The organism is Pseudomonas sp. R4-39-08, assembly GCF_003852275.1.
Classification (GTDB): Bacteria; Pseudomonadota; Gammaproteobacteria; order Pseudomonadales; family Pseudomonadaceae; genus Aquipseudomonas.
Window position 1 is genome coordinate 482,667 of record NZ_CP027733.1, and the last position, 23,285, is coordinate 505,951.

Sequence of the window (23,285 nt, forward strand, 5' to 3'; positions counted from 1 at the left end):
AGGGTGGTGATCACATCCACCCGCAAAATATTTCCCTGGCTCACCACAGACCAAATGTGGGAGGGGGCTTGCCCCCGATAGCAGTGGACCAGTCAACTCATCAGGTGACTGACACATTGCTATCGGGAGCAAGTCCCCTCCCACATTTTTTACCGTGTTGAGTCAGACGTACTGCGCAGCCGCATAGCCTGACGCCCAGGCCCACTGGAAGTTGAACCCGCCCAAGTGGCCGGTTACATCCAGCACTTCACCGATAAAGTACAGCCCTGGGCTTTTCAGCGACTCCATGGTCTTGGATGACACTTCCCGCGTATCCACCCCGCCCAATGTCACCTCGGCGGTGCGATAGCCCTCCGTGCCCGCCGGTACCAACTGCCAGCTGCCGAGCATCGAAGCGATATCGGCGATTTCGGCGTGGGTGTACTGCTTCATCGGCTTGGACGCGAACCAGGTCTCCGCCAGCAGATTGGCCATCTTCTTGGTGAAAATCTCGCCCAGCAGGGTTTTCAGCTCGCTGTTGGGGCGCTCGGCCTGTTGCTGTTGCAGCCAGGCGTGGGCGTCGTGGTCGGGCAGCAGGTTGATTTCCACGGTGTCGCCGGATTCCCAGTAGGAAGAAATCTGCAGGATCGCCGGCCCGCTCAGGCCGCGATGGGTAAACAGGATGTTCTCGCGAAAACTCTGGCCGTTGCAGCTGACCAGGCAGTCCACCGAGGTGCCCGACAGCTCGCCGCACAAGTCCTTGAGCTGATCGGTGATGGTGAACGGCACCAGTCCCGCGCGGGTCGGCAGCAGCTCATGGCCAAATTGCCTGGCCACTTGATAACCGAAACCGGTGGCGCCGAGGGTCGGGATCGACAGGCCGCCCGTGGCGATCACCAAGGACTCGCAGCGCAGTTCGCCCAGGGTGGTCTGCAACTGGTAGCCGTGGTCGACCTTGGCGATGGCTTCAATCGAGGTGTCCAGGTGCAGGCTCACGCCGGTCTGGATGCATTCGTCGAGCAGCATGCCGAGGATGTCGCTGGACTTGTTGTCGCAGAACAGCTGGCCAAGTTTCTTTTCGTGGTACGGCACGCCGTGCTTGGCTACCAGCCCGATGAAATCCCACTGGGTATAGCGCGCCAGTGCCGACTTGCAGAAGTGCGCGTTGTGCGAGAGGAAGTTGGCCGGCTCGGTGTACAGGTTGGTGAAATTGCAGCGGCCACCGCCGGACATCAGGATCTTTTTGCCGGCCTTGTTCGCATGGTCGATCAGCATCACCTTGCGCCCCCGCCCCGCGGCGGTCAGCGCGCACATCAAGCCTGCGGCGCCGGCGCCAATGATCACAACTTCGGTCGAGCGCACAGCAATGTCCTCATACAAATTCTGAATTGGAATACAGTCAAATGTGGGAGGGGGCTTGCTCCCGATAGCGGTGTATCAGTAACAGATGTACTGACTGACACACCGTAATCGGGAGCAAGCCCCCTCCCACATTGGATCTTCATTGGATCAACGGTTGTGTTACAGAATCCGCACGCGCAACGAACGGCCTTTGATCTTGCCGTCGTTCAAACGCTGCAGTGCCTGCTTGGCGACCCCGCGTTCCACGGCGACGAAGGCCTGGAAGTCAAAGATCGCGATCTTGCCGACCTGGGCACCCGGAATGCCGGCATCGCCGGTCAGTGCGCCAAGGATGTCGCCTGGGCGAACCTTGTCTTTACGCCCAGCGGCGATGCACAGGGTGCTCATCTGCGGCAGCAGCGGGCCGCCGCTCTGCGGCTTGAGGTTGTCCAGTTGGTCCCAGTTCAAGGGCGACTTTTGCAACTGCTCGATGGCTTGGGCACGGTGCGCTTCGGACGGCGCCACCAGGCTGATGGCGATGCCGGTCTCACCCGCGCGACCGGTACGGCCGACACGGTGGATATGGATTTCCGAGTCGCGGGCCAGTTCGACGTTGATCACCATGTCCAGTGCGTCGATGTCCAGGCCACGGGCGGCCACGTCGGTGGCTACCAGGACCGAGGTGCTGCGGTTGGCGAACATGGCCAGCACTTGGTCACGGTCACGCTGCTCGAGGTCGCCATGCAGGCCAACGGCGGAGATGCCTTTGGCGGTCAGGTGATCCACGGTTTCCTGCACTTGCTGCTTGGTAAAGCAGAACGCCACGCACGAAGCCGGGCGGAAATGCGCCAGCACCTTGGTCACGGCGTCCATGCGCTCTTCCGGCGAGATCTCGTAGAAACGCTGCTCGATCTGGTCGTCGGAGTGGAAGGCTTCGGCTTTCACCTGTTGCGGCGCGCGCATGAACTTGGAGGCCAGCTGCTTGATGCTCACCGGGTAGGTGGCCGAGAACAGCAGAGTCTGGCGGCGTGGCGGGGTCTTGCTGATGATGTCTTCGATGGCGTCGTAGAAACCCATGTCGAGCATGCGGTCGGCTTCATCGAGGATCAGCGTGTTCAACCCGTCCAGTACCAGCGAACCTTTGCGCAAGTGCTGCTGGATACGGCCCGGAGTGCCGACGATCACGTGGGCACCGTGCTCAAGGGAGGCGATCTGTGGGCCGAGGGACACGCCACCGCACAGGGTCAGCACCTTGATGTTGTCTTCGGCGCGGGCCAGGCGACGGATTTCCTTGGCAACCTGGTCGGCCAGCTCGCGCGTCGGGCACATCACCAGGGCCTGGCAACCGAAGTAGCGCGGGTTGATCGGGTTCAGCAGGCCGATACCGAACGCGGCGGTCTTGCCGCTGCCGGTCTTGGCCTGGGCGATCAGGTCCAGCCCCTTGAGGATCACCGGCAAGCTCTGCGCCTGGATCTGCGTCATCTCGACATAACCCAGCGAGTCGAGGTTAGCCAGCATGGCGGCGGACAGGGGCAAAGTATTAAAAGCGGTGGCGATGGTGGTCACGGGACTGGCTCTGCAAAACAAAATGTCGCGCAGTGTACCAGTCTCGTGGGAATTTCCCCGCAAGTTCTAGACGAGCCGCCGGTCAATGCTCCAGGTCGTGCTCGCGGCTGACCACGCGTTTGCCGTCTTTTGGCGACAATTGCAGGAAGATCGCCGCCGCCAGCATGGCCATGATGCCCACCGTGAGGAACGTCAGCTGGAACGCGCCCAGTACCGTGTTCACCCCATCGTTGCCGGTCTCCAAGGTAAACCCGCCGAGCAACGCACCGGCGCAGGCCACGCCCAGGCTCAGGGACAGTTGCGCCACCACCGACAGCAAACTGTTGCCGCTGCTGGCCTGGGCGTCGTCGAGGTCGATCAGCGTCACGGTGTTCATCGCGGTGAATTGCAGGGAGTTGATCGCGCCCAGCACCGCGAGCATGCCCAGCAGCACGGGATAGGGCGTCTGTTCGCTGACCAGGCCCATGCTCGCCAGCATGGCGCCCAGGGCCAGGGTGTTGCCGGTGAGCACCACGCGATAACCCAGGCGCTCGATCAGCGGCCGCGCGATGGACTTGGCAAACATCGCCGCCGCCGCGAGCGGCAGCATGCTCATGCCGGCTTCCGACGGTGAATAACCCAGCGCCACCTGCAACAGCAAGGGCACCAGGAACGGCAGGGCGCCGCTGCCCAGGCGTGCGAACAGGTTGCCGAGGATGCCCACGGCAAAGGTGCGGGTCTTGAACAGCACCGGGGAGAACAGCGGGTTATCGACATGCCCGGCGCGCAGCCAATATGCCGCCAGGCACGCCAGGCCACCGAACAGCAGCAACATCACCCGCAAGTGCGGCAAGTGCAGTTCGCCCAGGCCTTCCATGGCGATGGTGATCAGCACCATCGCCGCGCCGAACAGCACGAAACCCAGGCCATCGAAGCGCGTGCGCTCGCTGCCGCGCAGGTCGGGGATGAACTTCCACACGGCATAGCAACCGATCATGCCCACCGGCAGGTTGATCAGGAAGATCCAGTGCCAGGTCAGGTATTGCACCATCCAGCCGCCCATGGTCGGGCCAAGCAACGGGCCGAGCAGGCCGGGGATTGTGATGAACCCCATGATCCGCACCAGCTCGGAACGGGGATAGGCGCGCAATACCACCAGGCGCCCGACCGGCAGCATCAGCGCCCCGCCCAAACCCTGGATCACCCGCGCACCCACCAGCATGCTCAAGCTGCTCGACAGCGCGCACAGCAATGATCCGATGCTGAATAGCAAAATGGCGCCAAAGAAGATTTTCTTGGTACCGAAGCGATCGGCGATCCAGCCTGACGCCGGGATCAGCAAGGCGACGGTCAGCATGTAGGCAATGACTACGCCCTGCATGCGCAGCGGGTTTTCCGCCAGGTCCCGGGCCATGGCCGGCAAAGCCGTATTGAGGATCGTCCCGTCCAGCGACTGCATGAAGAAGGCAATCGCTACCACCCAGGGGAGCCAGCGGGCGGTCTTGGCGTCGAGAGGGGCACGATTCGGCATGGGAACCCTTTTGTTAGCAGGCTATGTGTCGGCGATTATGCGCCATCCGTCGCTGCTTTTCCCACTGGCGGTTCGTCTAAATCCGACATTGAAGCGTGCTCGCCCACCAGAAAATCCAGCAAGACGCGATGCACTGCCAGCGCCGCCTCGCGGGATTCCAGGTCAAGCAAATGGCCAGTATGTTCGGCCACGGCGAAACTGCTGCGCCTCACGTAACTGCCGAACAGTTGTGCATCGGCGGCGGGGGTGTATTCGTCCAGCGTGCCGTTGAGAAAGTGCACCGGCGTTTCAATCTGCCTGAGCGCCGGCAGGTAGTTGCCGTCGCCCAATGCCAGCACCTGATGGATATGAAAGCGTGCCTGGCGATACTCGGTGGTGGCCATGTTCGCCAGATGGCGGTGGTTGTTGCGCTTGAGGCGGGGCGACAAGTATTTCCCGACCGTCTCGTTGAGCAGATGGCCGACGGCGGATTTGTCATCGGCCTCGATCAACACGCGTACGCGCTCTACGTACTCGAGCATCGCCTGGTTGAGGTTGGGCGCCAGGGCCATCACCACCGAGCTTTCGATGGAGGGCGGGTTATGGGCCAGGGTCAGCAGCGTGGAGATGCCACCCCATGAGGCCGAGATCAGATGGTTGACCGCAAAGCGCTGCACCAGCGCCCGCAGGATCTGCACTTCGTCATCCTTGGTGACCAGGTCGAGGTCGGTATTGTGCTCGCGGGAATAGCCGGAGAAGGGCAGGTCGAACAGCAGCACATTGAAATGCTCGGCCAGGCATTTACTGGTGCGGGCAAAGGAGCGCGTGGTGGACAGGGCGCCATTGACCATCAGCACGGTTTTTCTGTGTGGGTCGTTGCCCAGTTGCTCTACGTGGACGTTGTAGTGCTTGTACAGCTTGTCTATGACAAAACTTGCCTGGGTCATCGCAACACTCCCTGTCGTGTGGCGGTATGCCATTAGCTTTTATAACGGGGTTTATTGCGGGCGACAACAGGCTGCCCGGAGTATGGGATTGAACGGTAGGATCTGGCTTATCGGAGTGTCCGAAATCAACACAGGACAATGTGGGAGGGGGCTTGCCCCCGATAGCGGTGGACCAGTCGAGAAATACTTGGCTGATCCACCGCCATCGGGGGCAAGCCCCCTCCCACAGGGGATTTTTCTGGATTACAAGGTCAGTGTCAGGCGTTTGACCAGTGCGCCTGGCAGGAGGTTGGACGCTGTGTTGCGCTGGCCATACGTACTCGCCGACAGCAGCAGTTCCCGGTCAGCGGTCAGCGCTTCCAACTGCGAGCCCAGCAGGCTGAACACGCTGTCGTCAAAGCGCATGGTGCTGACCGGCGCCTTGATCTCGCCGTCTTCCACCCAGAACGTGGCGAAGCGGGTCATGCCGGTCAGGCGCGCCGCTGGCAGGTCGGAGTAGTTCAGGTACCACAGGTTGCTGATGTACAACCCGGTGCCCAACTGCTTGAGGATATCGGCCTGGGCCAGGTTACCGGCGGCCATTTGCAAGGCGCTGGGGGATTCGTCGCTGCTGGCGCCATTGGCGCTCAGGCCATACTCGGCGGCGCTGCGCGAGTTGACCAATTGGCCGTCGGCCTGGCCGGCATGGATCAACGTGACGTCACTGCGCGGGTAGCCTTCGGTGGAAAATGCCTGGCTCAGTGAACCGCTGATCTGCTCGGTCACCGTTACCAGCGGGCTCAGGTGTTGTTCCCCGGCATACAGGCGTTGCAGCGAACTGCCCTTGCTGGCGATGGCCTGGGCGGAAAAACCGCCCCAGGTCACGATGCTGATGATTTCTTCGAGTGCCGCCGGAGCGAGGTAGGCGCGGTATTGTCCCGGTGCCAGCGGGTGCAACGGTCGGCCGAGGAATTCAAGCTGGTCGCGGGCCTGCTGGACGCGCCGGGCGAACTCGGCACTGTCCCAGGTGTGCCCGGCGTAGCTGGCCTTGACCGCTTCGCCATTGGCGTGGAACAGGCTGAAGTCGAAGTTGAAGCTATTGGCCTGGTGCCAGCCGAACGCGCCGTCGGAGCTGGCAAAGCCACGGCTGATCGGGCCAGCGGCATAGAAGCCGACCAGGTCCACGCCTTCGGCGGCCTGGCTGATGTCTTGCAGCACCTGGGTCAGTTCCGGCAAGGGTCGCAGTTGTTCGTTGTGGCTTTGCCAGGCGTTGTGGTTCAGCAGCAGGTAGGGGTCTGGCGGCAGCAACGGCAAGGTTTCGCGCAACTGTTGCAGGCCTGTGGCGAGGCGTTGGCGGTCCAACTGAGGATCACCCGCCAGGGTGATGCCGAGGTCGGCATGGCGACCGGCGTTGATCAGCTTGAGGTTGAGGCTGGCCTGCTGCACCTGGCCGGCCTGGCGTACCTGGGCGTGGTTGAAACGCACGAACTCGGACGCTTCAGCAGCAAAGCCGAGGTGAAACTGTTCCTGCTCGGTGACGGCCTGTTTGAGCCAGTCCACCAGTGCCTTGAAGTCGTTCATCAGGCATCTCCCCCAAATACGTCGACGTTACTGAACACACACGCCGGCGAAGCATGGCCGACGCGGATCACCTGGTTAGGTTCGCCTTTGCCGCAGTTCGGTGTGCCCAGCACCTTGAAGGTACTGGCATCGCCGACCGCGCTGAGCTTGCGCCAGAACTGCGCGGAAATGGCGCGGTAGTTGGGGTTCTTGACCACGCCCTTGAGCTCGCCGTTTTCGATCAGTTGGCCCCATTCGCAGCCGAACTGGAATTTGTTGCGCGCGTCGTCGATGGACCAGGAACGATTGGTCGACATCAGGATGCCGTGTTCGATACCGCCAATCAGCTGGGCCAGGCTCTGGTCACCCGCCTCGATATTGAGGTTGGCCATGCGGTCGATCGGCGGGCGGTTCCAACTGCTGGCACGGCTGTTGGCCACACCGCCCAGCCCCGCGCGAAATTGCGACAGTGCGCCGCCCAACGGCTTGAGCAGCAGCCCTTCGCGAATCAGGAACTGTTTGCTGGCGCGGCTGCCGTCATCGTCATGGCTGTAGCTGGCGAGCTGTTCGGGGATGTCCGGGTCGAACGTCACGTTGAGCAGGTTGGAGCCGTATTGCAGATGGCCGAAGTCGCTGGCCTTGACGAAGCTGGTGCCGGCGTAGTTGCGCTCGTCGCCGAGAATGCGGTCCAGCTCCAGCGGGTGGCCGATGGACTCGTGGATCTGCAGGATCATCTGGTCGGGCATCAGCAACAGGTCACGCGGACCCTGGGGCGTGTTCGGTGCCAGCAGCAGTTGCAGGGCCTCGTCGGCCACGCGTGGCGCGGCGCCGATCAGGCCGAAGCGGCTGATCACGTCAAACCCGCCTTGCTGGCCGAAGTTGCTGCCGCCAAGGGTGCGGGTCTGGCTGTCGTTGCCATCGAAGGCGGTGACGTTGACGCCGGGAAACACAAAGCGCTGGGCCTGGCGCAATTGCGCGCCAGCGGTGTTGAGGTAGATCTGTTCGACCGTGGTCTGGCCGAGGCTGACGTCCCAGCTCACCAGGCGCTCATCCCTGGGCACGGCGGCCGACTCATCGCCGAGCAGTTGGTAGCAGTCGCTCAGGGACGGGAAGGGCTGGTCGAAGTCGGGAGACAGGTAGTCGGCAACGTCACTCGACACCGCTTGCTCGCGCAGGTCGAGCAGCGCGTGGGGCTTGATCCGCCGGGCCTGCTGTTCGGCACGTTCGAGGGCGGCTTGCAGGCCGGCCAGGGACATATCATTGGTCGCGGCGTAGGCTTCGACGCCGTTGAGGCGCACGGTGAGCATGGCGCCTTCGTCATGGCTCAGGTGTGGCGGCTCGGCGACGTTCTTGCGCACCGACAGGTACCGGCCGGATTCGCGCACATAGCGCAGGGAGAAGAATTGGGCGGTGGTGCGCAGGGCACTGAAGTGTTGTTTGAGCGTGGCGTGGTGTTCGAACATGGGGCCTTCCTTGTGGGCAGCTCAGCGCGGGGCAGGCCAACAGAGTAGGCCGGGGCTGGGGGCTGATCAAGGAGGGGAAGGTGATCGTTCCTACGCTCCGCGTGGGAATGCATCCTGTGACGCTCCGCGTCACGACCTCAAGAGCAGACGCAGAGCGTCCAGGGCGGCATTCCCACGCGGAGCGTGGGAACGATCGGTTGGCGGTGTATCAGTTATTGCGCAGCGGCCCCACTTCACGCAGCGGCTTGCCACGCACTGGCGCATCGCCTGCCACGTAGTAGTCGGCGGTGCTGCGCGGTAGCGGCTGGCGGCCACGGATCTTGTCGGCGATTTTCTCGGCGATCATGATCGTCGGGGCGTTCAGGTTGCCGGTGGTGATGATCGGCATGATCGACGCATCCACCACACGCAGGCCCTGCATGCCATGCACGCGACCCTCGCCATCGACCACCGCCATCTCGTCGGTGCCCATCTTGCACGAGCAGGACGGGTGGAACGCGGTCTCGGCGTGCTCGCGGATGAACTGGTCGAGCTGTTCATCGGTTTGCACCTCGATACCCGGGCTGATTTCGCGGCCACGGTATGGGTCCAGCGCCGGCTGCTGCATGATTTCACGGGTCAGGCGGATGCCGTCGCGAAATTCCTGCCAGTCCTGCTCGGTGGCCATGTAGTTGAAGAGGATGCTCGGGTAGTCCCGTGGGTTCTTCGACTTCAACTGCACACGGCCACGGCTCGGCGAACGCATGGAGCCCATGTGTGCCTGGAAACCGTGTTCTTTCACCCCGTTGCTGCCGTTGTAGTTAATCGCCACCGGCAGGAAGTGGTACTGGATGTTCGGCCATTCGAATTCCGGACGCGAACGGATAAAACCGCCGGCTTCGAACTGGTTACTGGCGCCAATACCCGTGCCGTTGAACAGCCACTCGGCACCGATGGCCGGCTGGTTGTACCAAAGCAGCGAAGGGTACAGCGACACCGGCTGAGTGCACGCATATTGCAGGTACAGCTCAAGGTGGTCCTGCAGGTTTTCGCCGACGCCTGGCAGGTCGTGGACCACCGGGATGTCGAGGCTTTCCAGCAGTTTGGCCGGGCCGACGCCGGAGCGTTGCAGCAGCTGCGGCGAAGCGATCGCGCCGCTGCAGACCAGCACTTCTTTACGCGCACGGGCTTCGACACGCTCTTCAGCGGCGCCGATCAGGTAACGCACGCCGACCGCACGCTTGCCTTCGAACAACACTTTGTCGGTGAGGGCGTGGGTAACGATGGTCAGGGTCGAACGCTTCTTGGCGACGTCCAGGTAACCGCGTGCGGTGCTGGCGCGACGGCCGTTCGGCGTAACGGTGCGGTCCATCGGGCCGAAGCCTTCTTGCTGGTAACCGTTCAAGTCTTCGGTACGCGGGTAACCGGCCTGCACGCCGGCTTCAACCATGGCGTGGAACAGCGGGTTGTTGCCGGCTTTCGGCGTGGTCACGCTGACCGGGCCCTCGCCACCGTGGTAGTCGTTGGGGCCGATGTCGCGGGTTTCGGCTTTGCGGAAATACGGCAGGCAGTCCAGGTAGGTCCAGTCTTCCAGGCCCGGCAATTTCGCCCAGTTGTCGTAGTCCATGGCGTTGCCACGGATGTAGCACATGCCGTTGATCAGGGAAGAGCCACCCAGGCCCTTGCCACGACCGCATTCCATCCGGCGCCCGTCCATGTGTGGCTCAGGATCGGTCTCGTAGGCCCAGTTGTAGCGACGGCCTTGCAGCGGGAACGCCAGGGCGGCGGGCATCTGGGTACGGAAGTCGAGGCGGTAGTCCGGGCCACCGGCTTCCAGCAACAGGACGGTGAAGCCTTCGTCTTCGGTCAGACGGGTCGCCAGGGTGTTACCGGCAGAGCCGGCACCCACAATGATGTAGTCGTATTCTTGGGACATTGAATGCACCCTCTTTGAAGTGTGGTCAGGTCGGGCCTCATCGGGGGCAAGCCCCCTCCCACATTTGACTGTATTTACACATCTGAACCTGTGAATACAGTGAGTGTGGGAGGGGGCTTGCCCCCGATGGCAGCCTCAAAGGCAATACAAATCCCGGGTCTTAAAACACCGAGGCGTAATCGCCCAGCTCAACCTGTACCGATTTGATGCGGGTGAAGTTATTCAGCGAGCTGATCCCGTTTTCACGGCCCACACCGGATTGCTTGTAGCCGCCGACCGGCATCTTCGCGTCGGATTCGCCCCAGGCGTTGATCCAGCAGATACCCGCTTCCAGCTGGTGAATCACACGGTGCGCGCGATTCAGGTCTTTGGTCACAAGGCCGGCAGCCAAACCGAAGTCGGTGTCGTTGGCGCGGCGGATCACTTCTTCTTCGGTTTCATAGGTGAGGATGCTCATCACCGGGCCGAAGATCTCTTCACGCACGATCACCATGTCATCGGTGCAGTCGGTGAACACGGTCGGTGCGACGAAGGCGCCCTTGGCCAAGTCGCCGTCGGTCAGGCGGTCGCCGCCGCACAGCAGGCGTGCGCCTTGCTCTTTGCCTTTGGCGATGTAGCCCAGCACGCTCTCCATGTGCGCGAAGCTGACCAGTGGGCCGAAGTTGGTGTTGTCATCTTGCGGGTCGCCCACACGGATGCGCGCAACACGTTCAAGAATCTTGGCTTCGAACGCCGCTTGCAGGTGCTTGGGCACGAACACACGGGTGCCGTTGGTGCAGACCTGGCCGGAGCTGTAGAAGTTGGCCATCATCGCGATGTCGGCCGCACGGTCGAGGTCGGCGTCTTCGAACACGATCAGCGGCGACTTGCCGCCCAGTTCCATGGTCACTTCCTTGAGCGACGAGCTCGACGCGCTGGCCATGACTTTCTTGCCGGTGTCGGTGCCGCCGGTGAACGAGACTTTCTCGATGCGTGGGTGTTCGGTCAGCCAGGTGCCGACTTCACGGCCGCTGCCGGTCAGTACGTTGAATACGCCGGCTGGAACGCCCGCCTCGGTGTAGATCTCGGCCAGTTTCAGGGTGGTCAGCGAGGTGACTTCGCTTGGCTTGAAGATCATCGCGTTGCCAGCGGCCAGGGCCGGTGCGGATTTCCACAGGGCAATCTGGATCGGGTAGTTCCACGCGCCGATACCAGCAACCACGCCCAGCGGCTCGCGGCGGGTGTAGACGAAGGACGTGTCGCGCAGCGGAATCTGCTCGCCTTCGATGGCCGGCACCAGGCCCGCGTAGTACTCCAGCACGTCGGCGCCGGTGACGATGTCGACGTACTTGGTTTCGGAGAAGGCTTTGCCGGTGTCCAGGGTTTCCAGGGCGGCCAGCTCATCGTTGCGCTCGCGCAGGATGTCGACGGCGCGACGCAGGATGCGCGAACGCTCCATGGCGGTCATGGCGGCCCAGATCTTCTGGCCTTTTTCAGCGCTGACCACGGCACGCTCGACGTCTTCCTTGGTGGCGCGTTGCACTTGGGCGAGAACTTCACCGTTAGCCGGGTTGATGGCTTCGAAGGTGGCATCGCTGCCAGCGTCGCTGTAGCCGCCGTCAATGTAGAGTTTTTGCAGGTCGAAACGGGCCATAAAGTCCTCGCAAGTGCATAAGTGGTTGGCGTTACCCGTCGAACAGTGGGCCATGGGGATGTGGCAATACTGCGCGGCGGACGTTCAGGGGTTGAGCGTTTATAAGGGCTCTAACTCACCTGCTTGGCCAATTGGAAATCCATGTAGTCGTAAGCGATCCGTTGCGCCTGCTCCGTGTCGAAAGCGTCTCCCGACAAGGCGCCGCGCAACCACAAACCGTCGATCAGGGCCGCCAGGCCTCGAGCTGCGCTGCGTGCCTCGGGTAACGGCATCGCACGGCGGAACTGGCAGCACAGGTTGGAATACAGGCGGTGATCGTTGATCCGCTGCAACCTGTGCAAAGACGGGTGATGCATGCTGGTGGCCCAGAAGGCCAACCAGGTTTTCATTGCCGGGCCGTTGACCTGGCTGGCGTCGAAGTTGCCTTCGATGATCACCCGCAGATGCGCCCGTGGGCTGTCATCGTTCAGGGCACGCCGGCGTTCCTGGACGTTCTCGATCAGCGCGTTCATCAGGTAACGCATCGTCGCTGCGATCAGGCCGTTCTTGTCCTGAAAATAGTGACTGATGATGCCATTCGAGACACCCGCCAGACGGGCGATCAGCGCAATGCTGGCATCTCCCATCCCAACCTGATCGATGGCCGTCAAGGTGGCTTCGATCAACTGCTGGCGGCGTATGGGTTGCATACCGACCTTGGGCATGTAGCACCTCTCCTTAGGCCTGCTGACGGGCGATCACGTCCATCGGCTTGAAGGCCAGTCTATTTTGTTTTGATTGAACGTTCAATCAACAAAGAATAAGCTCTGCGACAAATGGTCGCTGCCTACAGATATTTCCTACCTGGGAGCCGCGCCCCCTGACACCTGCGAAAACCCCTGAAACAGGCCGTATCAGGGCCTGGCTACCGCTTCGGCGGGGTTGGGGATTTTCGGGGTGTCTTTATAACACCCGTCCGTCGACTGCCGAAAAATCGATGTCCCGGGATAACCGTTGCCTTGTGTTTCTCTCTCGCACTGCCCGGAGCATCTGCGCCATGAGTTCTGCCTCTCTTATAAAGACCCCACCGGAAAAGGTCCGGGTCAACGGTTGGGTGTTCTACACCTCCACCGCGCTGATTCTGTTGTTGACCGCCATTCTGATCATCGCCCCGCAGGAGGCCGGGCGCATGCTCGGCGTCGCCCAGGCCTGGCTGTCGAAAAGCTTCGGCTGGTACTACATGGTGGTCATCGCCGCCTACCTGGTGTTCGTGGTCGGCCTGGCGTTTTCGTCCTACGGCAAGTTGAAACTGGGCAGCAAGGACGACACCCCGGACTTCAGCTACGGCGCCTGGGCCGGCATGCTGTTTTCGTCGGGCATCGGCATTTCGCTGCTGTACTTCGGCGCCTCCGAGCCCCTGGACCACTACTTCAACCCGCCCGAAGGCACGGCCGCCAGCAATGGCGCGGCACGTCAGGCGCTGCAACTGACCTTCCTGCACTGGGGCCTGCATGGCTGGGCGATCTATGCGCTGGTCGGCCTGGCCGTGGCGTACTTCGCGTACCGCCACAACCAGCCGCTGGCCCTGCGTTCGGCGCTGTACCCGCTGGTGGGCGAGCGTTGGGTGAAGGGCGCGGCCGGCCATGCGGTGGACGGTTTCGGCATGTTCGTGACCCTGCTCGGCCTGGTGACCAACCTGGGGATCGGTTCGATGCAGGTGTCGTCCGGGTTGGAAAACCTGTTCGGCATGGCGCACAGCAACACCAACCTGCTGATCGTGATCATTGTGATGAGCACGGTGGCGACCATCGCTGCGGTGTCGGGTGTGGAGAATGGCATTCGCCGCCTGTCCAACCTCAACATCGTGTTGTTCAGCGGTTTGCTGATCTTCGTGCTGCTGTTCGGCCCCACCCTGCACCTGCTCAACGGCCTGGTGCAAAACACCGGTGACTACCTCAACGGCATCATTCTGAAAACCTTCGACCTCTATGTGTACGAAGGCGACGCCGACAAGACCGAGCGCTGGATGGGCCTGTGGACCCTGTTCTACTGGGCCTGGTGGATTTCCTGGGCGCCATTCGTGGGCATGTTCATTGCGCGCATTTCCCGTGGCCGCACCGTGCGCGAACTGGTCGCCGGCGTGCTGCTGATCCCGCTGGGCTTCACCCTGGCGTGGTTGTCGATCTTCGGTAACTCGGCGTTGGACCTGGTGCTGAACCATGGCGCGGTGGAGCTGGGCAAGACTGCGCTGGAACAGCCGTCCATGGCCATCTACCAGCTGCTTGAGCATTACCCGGCGTCGAAAGTCGTCATTGGCGTGTCGATCTTCGTGGGCTTCGTGCTGTTCTTGACGCCTGCGGATTCCGGCGCGGTGATGATGGCCAACCTGTCGTGCAAAGGCGGCAACGTGGATGAAGATGCGCCGCACTGGCTGCGGATCTTCTGGTCGGCGGTGATCACCCTGGTGACCATCGGCCTGCTGTTCGCCGGCAACTTCGAAGCCATGCAGACCATGGTGGTGCTGGCGGGGTTGCCGTTCTCGGTGGTTCTGATTCTGTTCATGTTCGGTTTGCACAAGGCCATGCGCCAGGATGTGGCCATCGAACAAGAGCAGGCGCAGTTGGCTGAACGCGGGCGCCGGGGGTTCAGCGAGCGCCTGACCGCGCTCGACCTGCAACCGAGCCAGGGCACCGTGCAACGCTTTATGGACAAGCACGTCACGCCGGCATTGGAAGAAGCCGCCACAGCGTTGCGCGAGCAGGGATTGGAAGTGCAGACCTTGCTGGGCAAATCCAAACGCTGCATCGGTGTGCGGATCGAGATGGAAGAGGGCAACCCGTTCGTCTACGAAGTCAGCCTGGATGCTTATTCCTCGGCGCCCACTGACCTGCCCGAAGAAGAACGCACCCGCTACTACCGCGCTGAGGTGTACCTGCACAACGGGCCGCAGGAATACGACCTGATGGGCTTCACCCAGGAGCAGATCACCCGTGACGTGCTCGATCAGTTCGAAAGCCATCGGCAGCTCCTTGGCCGGGTTTACAGCTGAAGCCAGGCAATGCGCTAAATGTGGGAGGGGGCTTGCTCCCGATAGCGGTGTGTCAGTCAGCACATTTGATGCTGATACACCGCAATCGGGAGCAAGCCCCCTCCCACATTGACCTGGTTCCTTCAGTTGTTTTGCGGTGTTGGTCAGCCCAGGTTCTTGCCTAGGAGGGCGTGATACAGCTCGCTGTCGCCCAGGATCCCCACCACTTTGTTGTTGTCATGCAACACCAGCTTGTTCCCCGTCTGATAGCGGATCTGCAAGGCGTCACGCATGCCGATATTGGAGTCCACCAGCGTCGGCACCCGGCCCAAGCCCTCCACCGCTTGCCCCGGCGCCCAGTTCTGCAGGTTCATCACCACGCCATTCTGGCGTGCGCCCTGGATGGTGTTGCCTTCGGCCAGGTCCAGCCAGGAGTCGGCGCCTGGGTCCAGGCATACCGAACCGTTCACCCGCGTGCAGTTATCCAGCGTGCGCATCAGGCTGCGGCCGCACAGTACGTTCAGTGGGTTGGTGTGGGCGACGAAGGTGCGCACATAGTCGTCCGCCGGGTTCAGCACGATTTCTTCCGGCACGCTGTACTGGATGATCTTGCCGTCTTTCATGATCGCGATGCGGCTGCCCAGCTTGAGGGCTTCGTCGAGGTCGTGGCTGACGAACACGATGGTCTTGCTCAGCTTGCGTTGCAGCTCCAGCAGCTCATCCTGCAGGCCCTGGCGGATCAGCGGGTCGAGGGCGGAGAAGGGTTCGTCCATCAGCAGGATATCGGCGTCCATCGCCAACGCACGGGCCAGGCCCACGCGCTGTTGCATGCCGCCGGACAGCTCATCGGGCTTCTTGTTGCGCCATTGGCTCAGGCCCACCAGCTCGAGTTTTTCATCGACCAGGGTGCGCCGTTCCTTCTCCGGACGGCCCTGCATTTCCAGGCCGAAGCTGATGTTCTCGCGCACCGTCAGCCAGGGCATCAGGGCGAACTTCTGGAACACCATGGCGATGCGTTTGGTGCGCATCATTTTCAGCTCGGCGGGGGTGCAGGACGCGATGTCGATCTGGCGACCTTCATGCTCCACGAACAATTGGCCACGGCTGACGGTGTTGAGGCCGTTGATGCAGCGCAGCAAGCTGGATTTGCCGGAGCCCGACAGGCCCATCAGCACGCAGATCTCACCTTTCTCCACATCCAGGCTTGCGTTTTCAACGCCGACAATCTGCCCGGTTTTCTTCAGGATTTCGTTACGGCTCATGCCCTGGTCCAGCAGCTTGAGCGCTTCGCGTGGGTCTTTGGAAAAGATCACGTCGACTTTATCGAATCGGATAATGCTCATGCATCACCCCCTACTTTGGCGTCGGGTTGTTTGCAGATACGGTCGAGCATGATGGCCAGCAACACGATGGCCAGCCCGGCTTCGAAGCCCAGGGCGATGTCAGCGGTGTTGAGTGCGTTGACCACCGGCTTGCCGAGGCCATCGGCGCCGACGAGCGCCGCGATCACCACCATCGACAACGACAGCATGATGCATTGGGTAATACCGGCGGCAATGCTCGGCATCGCGTGGGGCAGTTCAATGCGTGAGAGCAACTGACGGCGCGAGCAGCCAAAGGCTTTGCCGGCATCCATCAACTCTTGCGGTACATCGCGGATGCCCAGGTAGGTCAGGCGGATCGGCGCGGCAATCGCGAACACTACCGTGGAAATCAAGCCGGGCACCACACCCAGCCCGAAGAGGGTCAGGGTAGGGATGAGGTAGACGAAGGTCGGTACGGTCTGCATCAGATCGAGTACCGGCCGCATCATGGTGTAGAACATCGGCTTGTGCGCGGCAACAATGCCCAGCGGCACGCCGATGACCACGCAGACCAGGGTGGCGAACAGCACCTGCGCGAGGGTTTCCATGGTTTCCTGCCAGTACCCCAGGTTGAGGATCAGCAGGAAGGAGGCGATGACAAAGACGGTCAGGCCCCATTTGCGTTGGATAAAGTGAGCCAGCAGCGCAATCAGACCGATCAATGCCAGCGGATTGAACCAGGTCAGCGCAAACGTCACGCCGTGGATCATCGTTTCCAGTGTCGATGCGATTGCGTCGAAATAGTTGGCACCGTGTTGGGTCAACCAGTCGACGAAGGCAGCGATGTACTGGCCTAGTGGGATTTTCTGTTCAGTCAGCATGGTAGTGAATGTCCACATGCGAAGAGGGAAACATCCCGGGGCAGCGCACCGCCCCGGGGTCAGCGGGTGCTATTTGGCGAGGTAAGCTTTAACGGCATCGAGCCCTGGTTGGCCATCAACGGTGGTGACACCGGCCAGCCAGGTGTCGAGGACTTGCGGGTTCTTCTGCAGCCAGGCCTTGGCGGCAGCATCGGGCTTCATTTTGTCGTCCAGGACGTTGCCCATCAGGGTGCTTTCCATGTTCAGCGTGAACTGCAGGTTTTTCAGCAGTTGGCCGACGTTGCTGCATTCCTGGGTGTAGCCCTTGCGGGTGTTGGTGTAGATGGTGGCCTGGCCGTAGTTGGGGCCGAACGAATCGTCACCCCCGGTCAGGTACTTCATCTTGAAACGGGTGTTCATCGGGTGCGGTTCCCAGCCGAGGAACACGATGGCCTGGCCGCGCTTGGTGGCGCGCTCAACCTGGGAGAGCATCCCGGCTTCGCTGGACTCGACCACTTTGAAACCGGCCTTCTTGAGGCCGAAGGCATCCTTGTCGATCAGCGTCTGGATGGTGCGGTTGCCGTCGTTACCCGGCTCGATGCCGTAGATCTTGCCGCCCAGCTCATCCTTGAATTTGGCGATATCGGCGAAGTCTTTCAGGCCCTTGTCATACAGCGCTTCGGGCACCGCCAGGGTGTACTTGGCGTTCTCCAGGTTGGCGCGTACGGTTTCCACGGTGCCGGCATCGCGGTACTGCTTGATGTCGTTTTCCATGGTCGGCATCCAGTTGCCGAGGAAGATGTCCATGTTCTTGCCGTCAGCCAGGGACTTGTAGGTCACGGGGACCGAAATCATCGTGGTGCGCGGCTTGTAGCCCAGGCCCTTGAGGATTTCGCTGGTGGTCGCGGTGGTGACGGTGATGTCGGTCCAGCCGACATCGGAGAAGTTGACGGTCTTGCATTGTTCCGGTTCTGCAGCGTGCGCCATGACCGGCAGACTCAGCATGGCGGCCAACAACAACGAGGGTGAACCTTTCATCGGGGTAGACTCCTGTGTTTTTTCTGGCGGCATTCGCCGCGCTTTATAGGTGCTGCTATTGGAGTATGCGTCGGACAGCTCTGGCACGGTGCCTTGCAAACGAGTCGAGACTGATCATGTACCAGTGAAAATCTGACGCCTACAGGGGGCGTCGTATCCAGTACAGGGAGGGTCGCATCCAGTGTCGGTGACGTCGCTTACAGATTTTTACCACAGTGAAACTGCAGTTTTTACTCATCTGCACCGTTAAAAACGGCCAAAACAGGCGATCGCACGTTAGCGACGCTGGTGAGCATGGGTGCGTCGGTGTGAGACGCCGTGACGGCGGATAAAAGCTGGATGATGCCGCCATCTGGGCGATCTGAGCGTAGCACCTCGTTCAAGCCTGGCCGCGCTTATCGAGGAGTTTCAGGTTAATGGCTATCAGCGTTTTCGACTTGTTCAAGATCGGCATCGGGCCCTCCAGCTCTCACACCGTCGGCCCCATGCGCGCTGCGGCGTTGTTCGTTCAAACGTTACGCGAACGTGGCCTGTTGGAACAGGTTCGGCGTGTCGAAGTGCAACTCTACGGTTCCTTGTCGGCCACCGGCATCGGCCATGGCAGCGACACCGCCAGCATTATGGGGCTGATGGGCGAGTGGCCGGACGCAATCGACCCGTCCCAGATTGGCGTGCGCATTCACACGCTGCGCGAAACCGAGACCCTGTTGCTCGACGGTCGCTTGCCGGTGCCGTTCATATGGTCACGGGACATGCGTCTGCTCGACGAAAACCTGCCGTTCCATCCCAACGCCATGACCCTGGTGGTGTTCGATGCTGACGGCGAGTTGCACCGCGACACCTACTACTCGGTGGGCGGCGGTTTTGTGGTGGATGAAGCCCAGGCCCAGAGCGGCGTGGCGGACATGGACCGCACCGAGCTGCCGTATGACTTTTCCAGCGCCGCAGAACTGTTGCAGCTGTGCAAGACCCACAACCTGCGCGTCGCCGAACTGATGCTGGCCAATGAGAAGGTCTGGCGCTCCGAAGAAGAAATCCGCAGTGGCCTGATGACCCTGTGGCGTGCCATGCAGGCGTGCGTGGAGGAAGGCCTCAAGCATGAAGGCATCCTGCCTGGCGGCTTGAACGTGCGCCGTCGCGCGGCCAAGTTGCACCGCAGTCTGCAGGAGTTGAACAAGCCCAATGTGATCGGTTCGACCTTGAGTGCCATGGAGTGGGTGAACCTGTTCGCCCTGGCGGTCAATGAAGAAAACGCCGCCGGTGGACGCATGGTGACGGCGCCCACCAATGGCGCAGCGGGGATCATCCCGGCAGTGCTGCATTACTTCATGAAGTTCAGTGAAGAGGTGACGGAGGCCAACGTGGTCGACTACCTGCTCGGCGCGGCGGCGGTGGGCATTCTGTGCAAAAAGAACGCCTCGATCTCCGGCGCCGAAGTCGGTTGCCAGGGCGAAGTCGGTTCCGCCTGCGCCATGGCCGCAGCGGGCTTGGCCGAAATTCTCGGCGCCACCCCCGAGCAACTGTGCAACGCCGCAGAAATCGGCCTGGAACATAACCTGGGCCTGACCTGCGACCCGGTGGGCGGCTTGGTGCAAGTGCCGTGTATCGAGCGCAATGCGATTGCGGCGGTCAAGGCGATCAACGCCGCACAAATGGCCTTGCGCGGCGATGGGCAGCATTTTATCTCCCTGGACCGGGTGATCCGCACCATGCGCGATACCGGTGCAGATATGCATGACAAGTACAAAGAGACGTCGCGGGGCGGGTTGGCGGTGAGTGCGGTTGAGTGCTGAGACCGGGTCACCTGCATCGGCAGACGCAGGTGATCTCAGGCCTTCACATGGCCCAACGGCGCCAACTTCGCCAACCTCAACGCCACCAGCAACGCGCCGATCAGCAACGCCAGGATAAATGCGCCTATCCCGTTCCATCCGGCAAAGTGCCAGAAGAATCCGCCCGCTGTGCCGGCAATGCTTGAACCTGCGTAATAGCAGAACAGATACAGCGACGACGCCTGTCCCTTCGCCTTCACCGCACGACGGCCGATCCAGCTGCTGGCTACCGAGTGGGCGCCGAAGAAGCCGAAGGTAAAGATCAGCATGCCCGGCACCACCAGCCATAGCGGGGTGAAGAGTGTCAGGGCCATGCCGGCGAGCATCAGCACAATGGTGCCCCACAGCACGCGGCGGCGGCCCAGGCGGTCGGCGAGGGAGCCGATTTTTGCCGAGCTGTAGATGCCCGACAGATACACCAGCGACAGCAGGCCGACCACGGCTTGGCTCAGGTCATACGGATCGGCCAGCAGACGATAGCCGATGTAGTTGAACAGCGTGACAAACGCGCCCATCAGCAGGAAAGCTTCAAGGAACAGCCACGGCAGGCCCGCGTCCTTGAAGTGCATGACAAAGCCGTCCAGCAGGTTTCGCGGCTTGAGGCTGCTGGCGCGGAAGTTGCGCGATTCGGGGAGGATTTTCCAGAACACCGTTGCGGCGATCAGCGCCAGGGCGCCGATGATCAGCATTGCGGTGTGCCAACTGACGAAGTCGATCAGCACGCCGATGATCAAGCGCCCGCTCATGCCACCAATCGCATTGCCGCCGATGTACAGGCCCATGGCCAAACCGATGTGCTGCGGGTGGATCTCTTCGCTCAGGTAGGTCATGGCCACGGCGGCCAGGCCGCTCAAGGACAAGCCCACCAGCGCCCGCATCAACAGGATGCCTTCCCAGCCCGGCATTAAGCCGCTGGCAATGGTGGCCAGCGCTGCGCAGAACAACGCGGCGACCATCACCGGCTTGCGCCCCAGCCTGTCGGAAACCGGCCCGGTAATCAGCAGGCCGAAAGCAAGCATCGCCGTGGCGACCGACAGGATCAGGCTGCTTTGTGCGGCATTGATGGAAAACTCGTGGGACAGCGCCGGCATCATCGGCTGCACGCAATACAACAGGGCAAACGTGGCAAAGCCGCCGGAGAACAGCGCCAACACCGTGCGCATGAACATCGGCGTGCCTTTTTCGATGTACTCGTCGTTGAGCTGCGCGACGACCTCATCCAGGGCAGTGGGCGGGGCTTCTTGAGCGTGTGCAGCAACAGCAAATTTCACGGTGACCTCGGGGAGGAAAGACTGCCACGGCCGGCAATACGAAAAAGAATATAGCTGGCTAATGATTCTTTCCAATATATTGTTCGACCCGTTTGATAGCTTTAGCGACCTAATGAGGTTTGCATGGAATTACGTCACCTGCGGTACTTCATCGCCGTCGCCGAGGAGCTGCATTTTGGCCGCGCCGCGCAAGTGCTGGGCATCTCGCAACCGCCGTTGAGCCAACAAATTCAGGCGTTGGAGCAAGACGTGGGTGCGCGCTTATTTGAGCGCACCAATCGTCGGGTCGAGCTGAGCGAAGCAGGGCGACTGTTTCTGCACGAGGCGCGCCTGGTGCTGGCGCAGGTCGATAAAGCGGCAGACGTCGCGCGACGTGCGCAGTTGGGGGAGCTTGGAGAGCTGAAAATCGGCTTCACGTCGTCGGCGCCGTTCAACGCCAGCATCCCGCAGGCGATCTTTGCGTTTCGCCAGGCGTTTGCGGCGGTGCATTTGAGCCTGGAAGAAATGAGCAGCACCCAGGTGGCCGAATCGTTGCTCGATGAGTCGATCCAGGTCGGGCTCATGCGACCGTTGCCGTTGCCGGATTCCCTCAGTGTGATCGAGCTGATGCGCGAGCCGTTGGTGGCGGTATTGAGCGCCGGGCACCCGTTGGCCCAGGGCAGCGAAGGCGGCTTGCACCTGGCGCAATTGGCTGACGAACCCTTTGTATTTTTCCCGCGCAGTTATGGCAGTGGTCTCTATGCACAATTGCTCAATCTGGCCCGCGACGCCGGGTTCAGCCCGCACTTTGCCCAGGAAGCAGGCGAGGCGATGACCATCATTGGCCTGGTGGCGGCGGGCTTGGGGGTGTCGGTGCTGCCCGCGTCTTACCAGCGTATCCGCATCGATGGCGTGGTGTACCGCACCTTGCTGGACCCGGAGGCGGTGACGGCGGTGTGGCTGGTGCAGCGCAAGGGCGCGCAGTCGCCGATGGCGCAGGCGTTTGTGGAGTTGTTGACGCGTAAGGCGCAGGTGTAGGCCGGGTCACATATCAGGTAACGCAACCGGCTTAGTTATTCGAGAGAAACTTGCGCAAAATCGCTGTTTTTCAAGCGAGTGAATATGGATGGCACTTCTCTATCAGCCCAAGGAGGGCAGCGTGTTGATTTGTGATTTTCGTGGCTACGAGGTTCCGGAAATCACCAAGATTCGGCCCGTTATTGTGGTACGCAAACATCGGACTAATAAGCTGCTCGTCACGGTGGTCCCTCTGAGTACCACCGCCCCACAGCAGGTGTTGGAGCATCATTTGCAGCTTGATAGCCACCTTCAGGGAGCGAGCCCGATCTGCTGGGCAAAATGCGACATCGTTGCGACAGTTAGCTTGGGCCGACTGGACCGAATCAAGAGTAAAGATCGTCATGGCAAACGAACTTACAAAATCGCAGAACTCACCGGTGACCAATTCTTGGCAATAAAGGCGGCGGTGCGCAGTGCGCTTGGGTTGCGATAAAGTAAGACGGCATTCTGCCACTGATTGCAGGCCGCCTGTTTTCAGGCATACTGGCCGAGTTCCCGAAAGGGGCTTGTGAGACTCTGAGGATCCTGGGCAACCAGCCATCGCAGAGCCAGGCAGGAAGCGGCGATGACAAGCCAACCTGTTTGAGAAGAGGGCGCCGAAAGGCGCCCTTTGTCGTTTCTGGCGTTACTGCATTCCCGCCGAGCGCAACCCGGCCATGATGTCGCGGTCCAGCATGCTGATCCAACGGTTGTAGTTGCGATGGATCTTGCCGTCCTTGTAGCCCAGGTCGCGGCTGTCGCGGTAGGTGATGGCGTAGCTGTTGCGGGTGTAGCGAATATCGATGGCTGCATAAAACTGGTTGCGCACGGTGATCTCGGCCTGCACCAGTTGCGGGCTCAGGCGTTGTACCGTCCACTCGCGTTTTTGCAGGGCGGCGACGATCACCTGTTTCATTTTTTCTTCGCTGACCTGAGTGGTGGCCGGCAGTTCGTGCTGGGTGTTAAGTACCGGTTTATTGGTGCAGCCGGCGGTGGTCAGCAGGGCCAGGGTGATCAGGGTAGCGCGTAGCAGGGAAGACATTCCGTTTTCTCCAATTGATTA

General features: G+C 61.4%; 18 protein-coding genes. 4 read left to right on the plus strand and 14 right to left on the minus strand.

From position 1 onward, the window contains the following. Positions 1-162: 162 nt before the first annotated feature. The 9 genes from C4J88_RS02020 to betI form a co-directional block, all read right to left on the minus strand. Positions 163-1,341 (minus strand): NAD(P)/FAD-dependent oxidoreductase, encoded by a 1,179-nt coding sequence (locus tag C4J88_RS02020; protein WP_124365530.1) that lies wholly within the window; start codon positions 1,339-1,341, stop codon positions 163-165. Positions 1,342-1,500: 159 nt separating this feature from the next. Continuing rightward, a complete protein-coding gene (dbpA, locus tag C4J88_RS02025; protein ID WP_256657486.1) occupies positions 1,501-2,838 on the minus strand; it encodes an ATP-dependent RNA helicase DbpA in 1,338 nt (445 codons plus the stop codon). A 130-nt stretch (positions 2,839-2,968) separates the two neighbouring features. Further along, the gene (mdtD, locus tag C4J88_RS02030; RefSeq protein ID WP_124406080.1) at positions 2,969-4,396 is read right to left on the minus strand and encodes a multidrug transporter subunit MdtD; all 1,428 of its coding nucleotides are present in this window, start codon (positions 4,394-4,396) and stop codon (positions 2,969-2,971) included. A gap of 35 nt (positions 4,397-4,431) precedes the next feature. Further along, the gene (locus tag C4J88_RS02035) at positions 4,432-5,322 is read right to left on the minus strand and encodes an alpha/beta fold hydrolase (RefSeq protein WP_124406081.1); all 891 of its coding nucleotides are present in this window, start codon (positions 5,320-5,322) and stop codon (positions 4,432-4,434) included. Between the two features lie 243 nt (positions 5,323-5,565). After that, positions 5,566-6,882, minus strand: coding sequence for a TldD/PmbA family protein (locus tag C4J88_RS02040; protein ID WP_124406082.1), 1,317 nt, complete (start codon positions 6,880-6,882; stop codon positions 5,566-5,568). After that, entirely contained in the window at positions 6,882-8,324 is a 1,443-nt protein-coding gene (locus C4J88_RS02045) for a TldD/PmbA family protein (protein WP_124406083.1), read from the minus strand. The genes C4J88_RS02040 and C4J88_RS02045 overlap by 1 nt, the downstream gene beginning before the upstream one ends. Positions 8,325-8,532: 208 nt before the next feature. Continuing rightward, positions 8,533-10,239, minus strand: coding sequence for a choline dehydrogenase (gene betA, locus C4J88_RS02050; RefSeq protein WP_124406084.1), 1,707 nt, complete (start codon positions 10,237-10,239; stop codon positions 8,533-8,535). A 160-nt stretch (positions 10,240-10,399) separates the two neighbouring features. Then, positions 10,400-11,872 (minus strand): betaine-aldehyde dehydrogenase, encoded by a 1,473-nt coding sequence (betB, locus tag C4J88_RS02055; RefSeq protein WP_124360921.1) that lies wholly within the window; start codon positions 11,870-11,872, stop codon positions 10,400-10,402. A 110-nt stretch (positions 11,873-11,982) separates the two neighbouring features. Next, a complete protein-coding gene (gene betI / locus C4J88_RS02060; protein ID WP_124360922.1) occupies positions 11,983-12,576 on the minus strand; it encodes a transcriptional regulator BetI in 594 nt (197 codons plus the stop codon). A 389-nt stretch (positions 12,577-12,965) separates the two neighbouring features. Here betI and C4J88_RS02065 point away from each other — a divergent pair, with 389 nt between their 5' ends. Further along, on the plus strand, positions 12,966-14,900 hold the full coding sequence (locus tag C4J88_RS02065) for a BCCT family transporter (RefSeq protein WP_256659121.1): 1,935 nt from the start codon (positions 12,966-12,968) through the stop codon (positions 14,898-14,900). A gap of 143 nt (positions 14,901-15,043) precedes the next feature. On the opposite strand, the gene choV is transcribed toward C4J88_RS02065, so the two are convergent. The 3 genes from choV to C4J88_RS02080 form a co-directional block, all read right to left on the minus strand. After that, entirely contained in the window at positions 15,044-16,222 is a 1,179-nt protein-coding gene (gene choV, locus C4J88_RS02070; protein WP_124365537.1) for a choline ABC transporter ATP-binding protein, read from the minus strand. Beyond that, on the minus strand, positions 16,219-17,064 hold the full coding sequence (gene choW / locus C4J88_RS02075; protein ID WP_003194913.1) for a choline ABC transporter permease subunit: 846 nt from the start codon (positions 17,062-17,064) through the stop codon (positions 16,219-16,221). Before choW ends, choV begins: the two co-directional genes overlap by 4 nt. A 69-nt stretch (positions 17,065-17,133) precedes the next feature. After that, entirely contained in the window at positions 17,134-18,081 is a 948-nt protein-coding gene (locus C4J88_RS02080) for a choline ABC transporter substrate-binding protein (RefSeq protein ID WP_124406086.1), read from the minus strand. Between the two features lie 416 nt (positions 18,082-18,497). Between C4J88_RS02080 and C4J88_RS02085 the strand changes: the two genes are divergently transcribed. Further along, complete coding sequence (locus tag C4J88_RS02085) at positions 18,498-19,874, plus strand: L-serine ammonia-lyase (RefSeq protein ID WP_124406087.1); 1,377 nt, start codon at positions 18,498-18,500, stop codon at positions 19,872-19,874. A 35-nt stretch (positions 19,875-19,909) separates the two neighbouring features. Here the strand turns inward: C4J88_RS02085 and C4J88_RS02090 are convergent, their stop codons facing one another. Then, positions 19,910-21,184, minus strand: coding sequence for an MFS transporter (locus C4J88_RS02090; protein ID WP_124406088.1), 1,275 nt, complete (start codon positions 21,182-21,184; stop codon positions 19,910-19,912). A 123-nt stretch (positions 21,185-21,307) separates the two neighbouring features. Here C4J88_RS02090 and C4J88_RS02095 point away from each other — a divergent pair, with 123 nt between their 5' ends. Beyond that, complete coding sequence (locus tag C4J88_RS02095) at positions 21,308-22,201, plus strand: LysR family transcriptional regulator (protein ID WP_124406089.1); 894 nt, start codon at positions 21,308-21,310, stop codon at positions 22,199-22,201. An 88-nt stretch (positions 22,202-22,289) separates the two neighbouring features. Then, entirely contained in the window at positions 22,290-22,676 is a 387-nt protein-coding gene (locus C4J88_RS02100) for a type II toxin-antitoxin system PemK/MazF family toxin (RefSeq protein WP_124406090.1), read from the plus strand. A gap of 192 nt (positions 22,677-22,868) precedes the next feature. Here the strand turns inward: C4J88_RS02100 and C4J88_RS02105 are convergent, their stop codons facing one another. Further along, complete coding sequence (locus tag C4J88_RS02105; protein WP_124360929.1) at positions 22,869-23,264, minus strand: hypothetical protein; 396 nt, start codon at positions 23,262-23,264, stop codon at positions 22,869-22,871. Positions 23,265-23,285: the final 21 nt, after the last annotated feature.

Excerpts from the sequence above, each read along its gene's own strand:
- dbpA (WP_256657486.1), bottom strand. The coding sequence starts at position 2,838 with ATGCTGGCTAACCTCGACTCGCTGGGTTATGTCGAGATGACGCAGATC.
- mdtD (WP_124406080.1), bottom strand. The coding sequence starts at position 4,396 with ATGCCGAATCGTGCCCCTCTCGACGCCAAGACCGCCCGCTGGCTCCCC.
- C4J88_RS02035 (WP_124406081.1), bottom strand. The coding sequence starts at position 5,322 with ATGACCCAGGCAAGTTTTGTCATAGACAAGCTGTACAAGCACTACAAC.
- C4J88_RS02040 (WP_124406082.1), bottom strand. The coding sequence starts at position 6,882 with ATGAACGACTTCAAGGCACTGGTGGACTGGCTCAAACAGGCCGTCACC.
- C4J88_RS02045 (WP_124406083.1), bottom strand. The coding sequence starts at position 8,324 with ATGTTCGAACACCACGCCACGCTCAAACAACACTTCAGTGCCCTGCGC.
- betA (WP_124406084.1), bottom strand. The coding sequence starts at position 10,239 with ATGTCCCAAGAATACGACTACATCATTGTGGGTGCCGGCTCTGCCGGT.
- betB (WP_124360921.1), bottom strand. The coding sequence starts at position 11,872 with ATGGCCCGTTTCGACCTGCAAAAACTCTACATTGACGGCGGCTACAGC.
- betI (WP_124360922.1), bottom strand. The coding sequence starts at position 12,576 with ATGCCCAAGGTCGGTATGCAACCCATACGCCGCCAGCAGTTGATCGAA.
- choV (WP_124365537.1), bottom strand. The coding sequence starts at position 16,222 with ATGAGCATTATCCGATTCGATAAAGTCGACGTGATCTTTTCCAAAGAC.
- choW (WP_003194913.1), bottom strand. The coding sequence starts at position 17,064 with ATGCTGACTGAACAGAAAATCCCACTAGGCCAGTACATCGCTGCCTTC.
- C4J88_RS02080 (WP_124406086.1), bottom strand. The coding sequence starts at position 18,081 with ATGAAAGGTTCACCCTCGTTGTTGTTGGCCGCCATGCTGAGTCTGCCG.
- C4J88_RS02085 (WP_124406087.1), top strand. The coding sequence starts at position 18,498 with ATGGCTATCAGCGTTTTCGACTTGTTCAAGATCGGCATCGGGCCCTCC.
- C4J88_RS02095 (WP_124406089.1), top strand. The coding sequence starts at position 21,308 with ATGGAATTACGTCACCTGCGGTACTTCATCGCCGTCGCCGAGGAGCTG.
- C4J88_RS02100 (WP_124406090.1), top strand. The coding sequence starts at position 22,290 with ATGGCACTTCTCTATCAGCCCAAGGAGGGCAGCGTGTTGATTTGTGAT.
- C4J88_RS02105 (WP_124360929.1), bottom strand. The coding sequence starts at position 23,264 with ATGTCTTCCCTGCTACGCGCTACCCTGATCACCCTGGCCCTGCTGACC.